The sequence below is a fragment of the Methanosaeta sp. UBA458 genome (genome assembly GCF_002496085.1).
Classification (GTDB): Archaea; Halobacteriota; Methanosarcinia; order Methanotrichales; family Methanotrichaceae; genus Methanothrix; species Methanothrix soehngenii.
In genome coordinates, this window is sequence record NZ_DAIK01000109.1 from 1 (window position 1) to 10,234 (window position 10,234).

At 54.9% G+C, this 10,234-nt stretch carries 14 protein-coding genes and 1 tRNA gene; 13 read left to right on the forward strand and 2 right to left on the reverse strand.

All coding sequences use genetic code 11. The annotated features are described in order from the left end of the window. Window positions 1-139: 139 nt before the first annotated feature. Together BP822_RS07550 and BP822_RS07555 are read right to left on the reverse strand one after the other, a co-directional pair. Window positions 140-382 (reverse strand): hypothetical protein, encoded by a 243-nt coding sequence (locus BP822_RS07550; protein WP_273278382.1) that lies wholly within the window; start codon window positions 380-382, stop codon window positions 140-142. Between the two features lie 16 nt (window positions 383-398). Then, window positions 399-1,670 (reverse strand): tripartite tricarboxylate transporter permease, encoded by a 1,272-nt coding sequence (locus BP822_RS07555; protein WP_013720020.1) that lies wholly within the window; start codon window positions 1,668-1,670, stop codon window positions 399-401. A gap of 299 nt (window positions 1,671-1,969) precedes the next feature. Between BP822_RS07555 and BP822_RS07560 the strand changes: the two genes are divergently transcribed. From BP822_RS07560 to BP822_RS07620, 13 genes are all read left to right on the forward strand, one after another. Next, window positions 1,970-2,329 (forward strand): 50S ribosomal protein L18e, encoded by a 360-nt coding sequence (locus BP822_RS07560; protein WP_232844280.1) that lies wholly within the window; start codon window positions 1,970-1,972, stop codon window positions 2,327-2,329. 5 nt (window positions 2,330-2,334) lie between these two features. Then, on the forward strand, window positions 2,335-2,754 hold the full coding sequence (locus BP822_RS07565) for a 50S ribosomal protein L13 (protein WP_013720018.1): 420 nt from the start codon (window positions 2,335-2,337) through the stop codon (window positions 2,752-2,754). A 10-nt stretch (window positions 2,755-2,764) separates the two neighbouring features. Beyond that, window positions 2,765-3,163 carry a 30S ribosomal protein S9 gene (locus BP822_RS07570; RefSeq protein ID WP_013720017.1) on the forward strand — a complete coding sequence of 133 codons (399 nt, stop codon included), beginning with the start codon at window positions 2,765-2,767 and terminating at the stop codon, window positions 3,161-3,163. 6 nt (window positions 3,164-3,169) lie between these two features. Continuing rightward, window positions 3,170-3,355: a DNA-directed RNA polymerase subunit N gene (locus tag BP822_RS07575; protein ID WP_013720016.1), complete on the forward strand. Its 186-nt coding sequence runs from the start codon at window positions 3,170-3,172 to the stop codon at window positions 3,353-3,355. A 3-nt stretch (window positions 3,356-3,358) separates the two neighbouring features. Then, window positions 3,359-3,433, forward strand: a tRNA-Pro gene (locus BP822_RS07580). A gap of 27 nt (window positions 3,434-3,460) precedes the next feature. Beyond that, on the forward strand, window positions 3,461-3,640 hold the full coding sequence (locus BP822_RS07585) for a DNA-directed RNA polymerase subunit K (RefSeq protein WP_013720015.1): 180 nt from the start codon (window positions 3,461-3,463) through the stop codon (window positions 3,638-3,640). A gap of 32 nt (window positions 3,641-3,672) precedes the next feature. Further along, complete coding sequence (gene rpsB, locus BP822_RS07590) at window positions 3,673-4,275, forward strand: 30S ribosomal protein S2 (protein ID WP_048132379.1); 603 nt, start codon at window positions 3,673-3,675, stop codon at window positions 4,273-4,275. A 4-nt stretch (window positions 4,276-4,279) separates the two neighbouring features. Then, window positions 4,280-5,068 carry an MEMO1 family protein gene (locus tag BP822_RS07595; protein ID WP_048132377.1) on the forward strand — a complete coding sequence of 263 codons (789 nt, stop codon included), beginning with the start codon at window positions 4,280-4,282 and terminating at the stop codon, window positions 5,066-5,068. Between the two features lie 12 nt (window positions 5,069-5,080). After that, window positions 5,081-6,034, forward strand: a complete 954-nt coding sequence (mvk, locus tag BP822_RS07600) for a mevalonate kinase (RefSeq protein ID WP_013720012.1) — start codon at window positions 5,081-5,083, stop codon at window positions 6,032-6,034. 16 nt (window positions 6,035-6,050) lie between these two features. Further along, window positions 6,051-6,803, forward strand: a complete 753-nt coding sequence (locus BP822_RS07605) for an isopentenyl phosphate kinase (RefSeq protein WP_013720011.1) — start codon at window positions 6,051-6,053, stop codon at window positions 6,801-6,803. Continuing rightward, window positions 6,800-7,897 (forward strand): type 2 isopentenyl-diphosphate Delta-isomerase, encoded by a 1,098-nt coding sequence (gene fni / locus BP822_RS07610; RefSeq protein ID WP_013720010.1) that lies wholly within the window; start codon window positions 6,800-6,802, stop codon window positions 7,895-7,897. Before BP822_RS07605 ends, fni begins: the two co-directional genes overlap by 4 nt. Then, a complete protein-coding gene (locus BP822_RS07615) occupies window positions 7,894-9,231 on the forward strand; it encodes an RNase J family beta-CASP ribonuclease (protein WP_286878080.1) in 1,338 nt (445 codons plus the stop codon). Before fni ends, BP822_RS07615 begins: the two co-directional genes overlap by 4 nt. Window positions 9,232-9,276: 45 nt before the next feature. After that, window positions 9,277-10,234: polyprenyl synthetase family protein (locus tag BP822_RS07620; protein ID WP_286878082.1), on the forward strand; the 958-nt coding region annotated here is incomplete at its 3' end.

Here is a 10,234-nt window from a genome sequence, read left to right on the forward strand (position 1 = left end):
CTTACAAAGCACCATATATCCTCGATTTATTGTTTTCAACACCAATCTAACAGGCGATTCGCATGGAGAGCCTTTGAGATGAAGGTTCAGGCGGCATCTTAAGGTTCTTAAATAGCCCCTAACTTGCCTAATATTATTACTAATAGGATTCGATAGTATTTAAAATATCGTATATGTTTAGCTGGCTAGTCTTGCGGTTAGCATTTGGAGACACCCCAATCCTCTCTGCCCTATTATTTATCGGCTCCACGTCAGGATTGAGAATGAACGTGAACCAGTAGTCAAACCCTATGCTGATTTTGCCGATGAATTTCCGGACCTTCCCTTCCAAGTACTCTCTATCTGGAAAATTTTTCGGAGAGGACGCCGCAATATGAAGCATCCAAATTATATTTCCGTCAAATATACATCACGATCAGGGGCAGCATCAATACTCCCATGGCATGGATCCGGTGGATGCCTGCCACTGGGGCGATCAGCCCCACGATGGTGGAGAGGAAGAAGACGAACAGGCCGAAGATGCCGGTGAAGGCATAGGTCATTGCCAGCAGGAAGACCAGCACAATGATGCAGAGCCTGGGGTAGTTCAGGCTGGATATGCTCCTGGCAGCCAGCTGGGCAGCGGCGATGGTAGCCAGATATGATGCCAGGACCACAATCACTGCCATAATCATCATCTGAGCCATGATGTTCTGGTCCAGGGTGAGGAGCTGCTGGATGGCTGCCGCAGCCCCGCTCCTGGGCCGGTCTATCACATAGAGGGCGACGAGCGAGAATAGGGCATTGGCCGAGTTCACCCCGGCGATGGAAACCAGAAATTCCTCTGCAGTGCCGGGGGACCCCAGGCGGGCGGCGATCGAGGCCACTGAGGGCGAGACTCCTGGAATCCAGGCCACCAGCGATCCGCCCAGGCCGCCGGACAGTACCGCCTTGGCAATGGTTGGGCCCGGCATCTTGATTTTGCTCTCCGTCTGCTTGGGAATCTGGACCTTTGTGGTGAGGCTCAGGATCAGGGATGAGGCTCCGAAGATCCCTGATAGGAGGGGGAGGAGAACCTGTGGCTCGAGATCCAGTGGGGAGTATAGCAGATCTTCATGCTCAAAGGCGAATATGCCCAGAACGCCGCTGGTCAGAAAGAGCATCCCTGCGATCAATTTATACTTCCAGTGAACCAGACTGCCCTGGCCCTCGATCCACGGTCCCCTCTCGGACTTGATCATCATCAGGGAGATGGCCAGGAGGAGAACGCCTACATACTTGACCAGGTAGTCGTAGTAGCTGGAGATGATCCAGGATAGGGGATAGACCAGGAGAAGGGCGAAGGCGATCGAGCCCGCGCTTCCCAGGGCCGAGAGGCGAACCGCCTCAATCCCCCGGCCCTCCAGCATCAATCTCTGGCCGGGAAGAACGGAGAGGGCGGTCTCTGAGTCAGGTGCTCCCAGGAATATCGCCGGGATAGCATCGAAGAACGTTTGGGAGATGCTGGCGGCGAGGATTATGGAGGCCATCTGAAAGGGAGTCAAGCCGAGGAGGAGGAGCTGGGGAGAGATGGCCAGGAGCATGGAGGCGAAGTTGTTCAGATGCAGGCCGGGTGTCAGGCCGCTGATGATCCCCAGGGCAAATCCTAAAGCTACACAGAACGCGAGGGTCATGTCGATGAATTCGATCATTAAATTCGCCCAGACTAACTTAGCCTTAATTTATAATAAGTCTTCGACGGAGCATGCTGGAATATAATATCAAAAGCAATAATATCCTCAGCAAATATTATCAGCTAATACTATCAGCTACTTTCATCAGCTGATAGGCCCCGCAGCCAAATATCCCCCTAGCAAACCCTTAAATACTGGTGGATTGTCGAGCTACATATTCCGCACAGGGATTATTATGCCCTGGGCGCATGAACCACATGGTTCGAACGCGCACAAGACGCGTGAGTCGGCCTATTTCGGCCATGCGGAGGATTCAAATGACGTTTGAGAAGACAAACCCAAGGATAGTCCGCCTTATCGGCGAATTGAAGGCAGCCACCCGTGATACGGGCGCTCCCCTCTGGCGTGATATTGCCCGGAGATTGGAGAAGCCCAGTCGCAACTATGCTGCTGTGAACCTTAGCAAGATCAACAGGCACACCCAGTCAAATGATACTGTTCTCGTGGCCGGAAAGGTCCTGGCCTCAGGCAATCTGGAGCACAATGTAACCGTGGCTGCCCTCAACTTCAGCAGCCAGGCCATGTCCAAGATTCAGCAAGCTGGCGGCAGGTGCATGCGGATAGAGAACCTGATGCAAGAGCACCCCAAGGGATCGGGCATTAAGATTTTGAGGTGAGAGCGATGTTAGTAGTAGATGCAACTGGATTGGTCCTGGGGCGCTTAGCAAGCGTCACCGCCAAGAGCCTCCTGGCAGGAGAAGAGGTCAATATCGTCAATGCCGAGAAAGCTCTCATCACCGGGGACAAGGAGCACATCTTTACGGATTACGGTCAGACTAGGGCGCGTGGCGGCAAAGAGAGAGGCCCCTACTTCCCCCGACGACCGGAGATGATCCTGAAGAGGACGGTGCGGGGCATGCTTCCCTACAAGATGAGGCGGGGAAGAGATGCATTCTCCAGGCTCAAGATCTATGTGGGCATTCCCAGAGAGTTCAAGGGAATGGAGTTATCCCAGCCTGATGCTGCTAAGATGAGAACTGAGAGCAACAACAAGTACATCGAGCTTGGCGCCTTGAGCAAGAGGCTCGGAGCAAACTTCTGAGAGGTTCAATATGAAGATTATTAATACCTCTGGCAAGAAAAAGGCGGCAACTGCAAGGGCCACTCTGAAGGAAGGAAAGGGCATCGTGCGTATCAACAAGGTGCCTCTGGATATCCACGAGCCCAGGCTTGCCAGACTCAAGATTCAGGAACCGGTCGAGATCGCCGGAGACCTATTAAAAGGAATGAACATCGATGTCGTCGTCAGTGGCGGCGGGATCATGGGGCAGACTGACGCCGTCCGCACTGCAATTGCCAAGGGCATAGTAGAGTGGACGGGCGATACGGCACTGAAAGAGGCCTATTCCGAATACGACCGAAATCTTCTCGTCAGCGATCACCGCCAGAAAGAGAGGAAGAAGTTCGGTGGCCCTGGTGCCAGATCCAAATACCAGAAGTCCTACAGGTGAAACTGCTTGATACCAGTCAGGTGCTTTTCCTGCGGCAGAGTGATATCCCATGTATGGGAGGAATACCGGGAGCGCATCAAGACAGAGCCTCCCGGCAAAGTCATGGATGACCTGGGAATAGACAAATATTGCTGCAGGCGTATGCTGCTCTCCCATGTGGAGATAGTAGATACCCTGAGGCGGTACCAGTAGAAGGGGGTTGTAGGGTAGCCTGGTCCATCCTACAGCGTTCGGGACGCTGTGACCTGAGTTCGAATCTCAGCAACCCCATCATACTCTTCCTTTTGAGGTGGCTATTTGAAGGGCGAGAAATATACCAGATATGAACGTGCGCGCATCGTAGGAGCACGAGCTTTGCAGGTTTTCATGGGCGCTCCAGTATTGATCGATACAAATCATACCGACCCTCTTGAAATAGCGCTTGAAGAGATGAGACTGGGCGTAATTCCCATCACCGTAAAACGCAATCGCTATTAAGGTAGGTGAATTAGTTGGAAGAAGATGAGGTGATGACGGTAGCGGGAGAATATGAGACTCTCATACCGATAGATGAGTACCTCGCCGCGGGCGTACATATTGGTACTCAGCAGAAGACAAATGATATGATGCCTTACATTTACCGGGTAAGGTCAGACGGGCTCTATGTCCTGGATGTTCAATCCACAGATAAGCGCATCCGCCTGGCCGCCAAGTTCCTGTCCAAATACGATCCGACAAATATTCTGATTGTATCCGCCAGGCAGTACGGCCAGAGGCCTGCCCTGATGTTCGCCAAGGCTACAGGAGCAACGGCAAATGTGGGACGCTTCGTGCCCAATACCCTGACCAATCCGGCCTTTCGGGGATTCATAGAGCCGGATGTGATCATTGCCACTGATCCCAGCGGGGACGCTCAGGCGGTAAATGAGGCGGTTGATGTGGGGATACCAGTGATCGCCCTGTGCGATACCAACAATATGACCTCAAATGTCGACCTGGTTATACCCACCAACAACAAGGGCAGAAAGGCTCTCACTCTGATCTACTGGCTCCTTGCTCGCCAGGTGCTGCGTGAGAGTGGACAAGAGGACCGGTTCAAGTACACTATCTCGGACTTCGAGATGGAGTTCTGAGTCCGTGAGGCCTCCAGCTGTTGCCGGCCAGTTCTACCCAGGTAGCTCAGCGGAGCTTAGGCGCCAGCTGGATGAATTTATGCCTCCTGTAGAGGAGATGCCAATAGTGGGCGGCGTGGTCCCCCATGCCGGATATGTCTATTCTGGCCGGATTGCCGCAATGGTCTACTCCCGCTTGCCAAAGAGAGAGACCTATGTGATCCTGGGGCCTAACCATCATGGCTTAGGATCTCCGGTAGCACTATCTCGCGATTCATGGAGAACTGCTCTGGGGGTGGTCACGCCAGACCTCGAGCTGGCCGATCTTCTGACCGGGAGCATCATCGACCATGATGAGGCCGCTCACCAGCATGAGCACTCAATTGAGGTGCAGATTCCATTTCTTCAGAAACGGTTTGAGGATTTCAAGATCCTCGCCATCTCCATGGGAATGCAGGATGAGGAGACGGCAGTAGAGGTGGGCGAGGAGATCGCCCGGGCGGCCTTGAAGCTTGGGCGAAAGTGCACCGTGATTGCTAGCAGCGATTTTACCCATTATGAGCCAAGGGAAGTGGCAAGAAAGGTGGATTCACAGGTCATTGAGGCCATCCTGAATATGGATATCCCCCAGATCTACTCCCGGGTCTACCGCTTTAATGCATCCTCATGTGGCATCGGACCGATTGCGGCAACCATTGCCGCCTCTCGCCTCTTGGGGGCCAGCAGCGGCAAGCTGCTCTGCTACGGCACAAGTGGGGACGTGAGCGGCGACTATAGCCAGGTAGTAGGATACGGAGCGATTGTCTTCACCTGAAGAGGGCTTCTCATGACGATGGCATCGGCTCCCGGCAAAATCATCCTCTTCGGAGAGCATGCCGTTGTCTCCGGCACTGCCGCATTGGGAGGAGCCATAGATCTGCGAGCTAGGGCTATTGTGCAGAGCCTGCCGGGAAGGATTTTGATAGAGACTGACGACCTTTCACTACGAGGTTTTTCTCTGGATCTCTCTACCGGGGAGATCAGGTCAGCCAGTGCGGCCTATGCTACCAGATATGTATCAGCTGTTTTAAAGGAGCTTGGTGCAAGGGATGTTAGGGTCATGATCGAGTCGGACATCCCGCCGGCAGCGGGTCTCGGATCATCGGCGTCCATAGTGGTTGCCACGGTAGCTGCTCTAAACGGTCACCTGGGCCTGGAATTATCACAAAAAGAGATTGCAGCTCTCTCCTACCGCATAGAGAAGGAGGTTCAAAAGGGGAGAGGCAGCCCCATGGATACTGCTCTGGCCACATATGGCGGCTACCAGAGGATTGCAGATGACAACCAGCGTCTCGATCTTCCACCTTTAGAGATGGTGGTGGGATACACCAGACTGCCTCATGATACCTTTTCCCTGGTGGAGAAGGTCCAGCTCTTAAAAGAGCGCTATCCAGACCTGGTGGGTCCCATATTCCAGGCCATAGGAGCCATATCCGAGAGGGCTGCTCCTCTGATCCGAGAGCAGAGACTGAAAGATCTGGGCGAGCTGATGGACATCAACCATGGCCTCTTGGAGGCCCTGGGGGTGGGCTCCAGAGAGCTGTCCGAGCTAGTCTATGCGGCGAGGAATACCGGAGGAGCCTTAGGGGCCAAGCTGACGGGAGCGGGAGGAGGAGGATGCATGATCGCCCTTCCCGGGATGGCCGGAAAGGATGCATTATTGGTGGCCTTGAGGCAGGCCAGAGGAATGGCATTTGCAGCTATGATGGGCTGTGAGGGCGTCCGGCTGGAGGTTGCGTGAGTCGGGAGGGCGAGCAATGGTTCGGGTCTTGAAGATCGGAGGAAGCATTCTGACCGATAAGAGCTGTGAGAGAGGCGCCCTGCCCATGGAGATTGAGCGGGTGGCCAGAGAGGTCGCCTCCAGGCCCCACGATCTGGTGCTGGTGCACGGAGCAGGGTCATTTGGACATATTCCTGCCAGACAATATGGCCTGCCACAGAGGTTCAGTCCGGAGGGCTTGAGGGTGACCCATGAGTCGGTGGTCAGACTGAACCGTCTGGTGCTCGAGGCCCTGGCCAAAGCAGGGGTCGGGGCCCTGCCCGTCCACCCCTTATCCTGCTTGATCCTGTCCGGAGGAAGAATAGAGAGCTTTGCCACTGAGCCGATAAAAAAGATGCTGGAGGATGGCATTATGCCCATATTGCATGGTGATGTGGCCATGGACTTGACTCAGAGGGCAGGGATAGTATCCGGGGACCAGTTGGTAAGCCATCTGGCCAGAGCTCTCAAGGCAGAGATTGTGGCCGTGGGCTGCAATGTGGATGGGGTACTGTTCTCTGGCCGTCCCATGGCAGAGGTCAAGAGATCGGATCTTCCGTTAATTGAGGGAGCCATCGGAGGAAGCGCAGGTATTGACGTCACCGGCGGGATGAAGGGAAAGCTGGATGAATTACTGGACCTGGCAGATATGGGCATGAGCTCAATGATATTCAATGCCTCCAAAGAGGGGAACATCGTGCGGGCTCTGCGGGGCGAGGCCATAGGGACCAAGGTCTGGAGGCCGGATTGACCACCTCCAGTCGAAAGCTCGATCATATCAGAATCTGTCTGGACAATCCTGTGGAGTCTGAGGGAGTGGTGGCTAGGTCCTTTGATGATCTGGTGCTTGTCCATAAGGCTCTGCCGGAAATCGACGAGGCAGATATCGATACTTCCTGCCGGTTTTTGGGAAGAAAGCTATCAGCACCACTCATGATCAGCGCTATGACCGGAGGCCATCCCAGCGTCAAGGAGATCAACGTAAATCTAGCTCTGGCTGCATCCGAGCTTGGCATAGCCATGGGAGTGGGCTCGCAGAGGGCAGCTCTTGAGGAAGAGAGCCTGAAGGATACCTTCTCCGCGGTGCGGGATGCCGCTCCCGATATTCCGATCATCGGAAACATCGGCGCGGTGCAGCTGAAGCGGTCCGGACCCGGGATTTTGGATCAGCTGGCAGAGATGATAGATGCCGATGCTATCGCCGTTCATCTGAACTTCCTCCAGGAGAGCATTCAGCCGGAGGGGGATCGAGATGCCTCCGGGGTGGTCAAAGTGTTAGGAGAGGCAGCAAATGGATCGGTGCCCATAATCGTCAAGGAGACGGGGGCGGGCATATCCAGGGAGACGGCTGCCAGCCTGGCAGATGTGGGAGTCAAGATGATAGACGTATCCGGGCAGGGGGGCCTCTCCTGGGCCGGAGTTGAGACCTACCGGGCAGCTGAGATCGGCGATTGTGACCTGGAGGAGATGGGAAGGCTGTTTTGGAGCTGGGGAATTCCTACTCCTGTGAGCATCGTCGAGTGCCGATCTATCGGCCTGGACGTCATCTCCTCGGGAGGGATCCGGAGCGGCCTGGATGTTGCAAAGAGCCTCTCACTGGGGGCGAGCCTTGCCGGGACTGCCCTTCCCATGCTTAAACCGGCAACAAAAGATGCAAAAGCCGTGGTCAGAGCCATGAGCCCGTATCTGCGCGCTCTGAGGATCTGTATGTTCCTCACCGGTTGCAGAAGGGCTGGGGAGCTGAAAGGAGTCCCTCTTGTGGTTCTAGGAAGGACCAGAGAATGGCTTGGGGCCCGGGGTTATGATTTGAATGAGTTTTCTGCTTATAGAGAGTTGACAAAATGAAAGATATTGCGATAATCGCCGTCGGCGGCTATAATGAGATCGGCCGCAACATGACTGCGATAAGGATAGGAAAAGATATTGTAGTAATGGATATGGGGATCAGGCTGGATCGGGTGCAGATTCATGAGGATACCGATGTAGAGTCCCTGCATGCCGCAGACCTGATCAACATAGGCGCCATTCCCGATGACAGCATAATGGAGAACGTTGATGGAAAGGTCAGGGCTATCGCCTGCACTCATGGTCACCTCGATCATATCGGAGCCATATCCAAGCTGGCTCATAAGTACCATGCTCCGATAATTGCCTCTCCGTTTACGGCAGACCTGATAAATCAGGAGATCAAGTCGGAGAAGATCTTCGGGGTGAACAATCCCCTGAAGACCATGAACGCTGGAGAGCGTTTTCAGGTTACGCCGGATATCGATCTGGAGTTCGTGCGGGTACAGCACAGCATTGTGGACTGCGTGTTTGCCGCCATTCACACTCCCAAAGGGATTATTCTCTATGCCAATGACTTCAAGATCGATCGATCGCCGACATTGGGTGAGCCGCCAGACTTTGCCCGGCTGAGGGCCTTGGGAAAGGAGGGGGTGCTGGCTCTCATCACCGAGACCACCAATGCCGCCATCTCCGGAAAGACGCCGTCCGAGCAGATAGCCAAGGACCTGGTGATGGACGTTCTTATCGGCACAGAGGAATCCAGGTCTGGGGTCATGGTCACCACCTTCTCCTCCCATATCGCCCGGATCAGAGCGATAATCGAAGCAGCTCATAAGATGGGGAGAAAGCCGGTGCTCTTAGGCCGGTCCATGGAGAAGTACTGGGGTACGGCAGTGCGGACCGGTTATGCCCAGCAGGGGGAAGTCTCAGTCTTTGGAAGGAGAAAGTCGGTGGACAAGGCCCTGAAGAGGATCATGAGCGAAGGCAAGGACAAGTATCTGCCCATCATGACCGGCCATCAGGGTGAGCCGGGGGCGATATTGAGCCGGGTGGCCAATGGAGAGACCGACTTTCTGGTGGAGTCTGGAGATCGAGTGATCTTCTCTGCAGGAATCATTCCCCAGCCTCTGAACGAGTCCAACCGCCATACTGTGGTGACCAAGCTAAAGATGAGAGGAGGCAGGATCTACGATAATGTGCATGTCTCCGGGCATGCCTGCCAGGAGGATCACTGGGAACTCTTGCGGATGATCAATCCGGAGCATGTCATACCGAGCCATGGGACGCTGGCCAGTCATGGCAGCTATCTGATGATGGCTGAGGAGACTGGCTACTCTCTGGGATCGAATATCCATCTGGTGAGGAACGGCCAGGAGCTTCTCATCGATTGAAGCTTAATTTAAATAGAATCAAGGGATAGGGAGGTTGTGAGAAGGATGATGGAGGAAGAGCTGGAGAGGCGTGCGGCTCTGGTAACGGCAACCATCGAAAAGCTGCTCCCAGTGATGCATCCGCGCGGCCTGTATGAGGCGAGCCGGCACCTGGTGGACTCCGGCGGGAAGAGGCTGAGGCCGTCGATGCTGCTACTTGCGGCTGAGGCTGCGGGTGGAGAGGCTCTCGCCCTGGCTCCGGCGGCGGTATCCATCGAATTGGTCCATAACTTCACTCTCATTCATGATGACATCATGGACAATGCCGATGTGCGTCGGGGGAGGCCTGCGGTGCATAAGATCTGGGGGCAGTCGGGAGCTATTCTGGCTGGCGATACCCTTTACTCCAAGGCCTTTCAGGTTTTGGGGATGACTGCTGCCAGCCCGGAGCGGATCTTAGGGGCGATGAATATGCTCTCCCGAACCTGTACAGCGATTTGCGAGGGCCAGTGGCTGGACATGGAGTTCGAATCCAAAGACCGGGTGACTGAGAACGAGTACATGGAGATGATCGAGAAGAAGACCGGTGTTCTCTATGGCGCTTCTGCTGGGATGGGGGCGCTCCTGGCCGGGGCACCGCTCGAGGTGGTCAGGGCGCTGGATGAGTTTGGCCGGCTGACGGGCATGGGATTTCAGCTCCAGGATGATGTCATCGATCTTTTGACCCCGGAGGAGGTCTCGGGAAAGAAGCAGGGCGGGGATCTGATCGAGGGGAAGAAGACATTGATCATGATCCATGCCTTTGCCAATGACATAGTGGTGCCGGTCTTCAGCAAGAAGGATGCATCGGCAGAGGAGATCTTCCGGTCGATCTCCATTCTGGAAGGGAGCGGCTCGATTGAGTATGCCAGGTCCAGAGCAGAGGAGATGGTAGTACAGGGCAAGAGGGCTTTGGATGTTCTGCCTCCATCACCGGCCAAAGAGACGTTGCTGGAGCTGGCCGACTACATGATCCGCAGAAGGT

Coding starts and splice junctions, on each gene's coding strand:
- BP822_RS07550 (WP_273278382.1), bottom strand. CDS start 382: ATGCTTCATATTGCGGCGTCCTCTCCGAAAAATTTTCCAGATAGAGAG.
- BP822_RS07555 (WP_013720020.1), bottom strand. CDS start 1,670: ATGATCGAATTCATCGACATGACCCTCGCGTTCTGTGTAGCTTTAGGA.
- BP822_RS07560 (WP_232844280.1), top strand. CDS start 1,970: ATGACGTTTGAGAAGACAAACCCAAGGATAGTCCGCCTTATCGGCGAA.
- BP822_RS07565 (WP_013720018.1), top strand. CDS start 2,335: ATGTTAGTAGTAGATGCAACTGGATTGGTCCTGGGGCGCTTAGCAAGC.
- BP822_RS07570 (WP_013720017.1), top strand. CDS start 2,765: ATGAAGATTATTAATACCTCTGGCAAGAAAAAGGCGGCAACTGCAAGG.
- rpsB (WP_048132379.1), top strand. CDS start 3,673: ATGACGGTAGCGGGAGAATATGAGACTCTCATACCGATAGATGAGTAC.
- mvk (WP_013720012.1), top strand. CDS start 5,081: ATGACGATGGCATCGGCTCCCGGCAAAATCATCCTCTTCGGAGAGCAT.
- BP822_RS07605 (WP_013720011.1), top strand. CDS start 6,051: ATGGTTCGGGTCTTGAAGATCGGAGGAAGCATTCTGACCGATAAGAGC.
- BP822_RS07615 (WP_286878080.1), top strand. CDS start 7,894: ATGAAAGATATTGCGATAATCGCCGTCGGCGGCTATAATGAGATCGGC.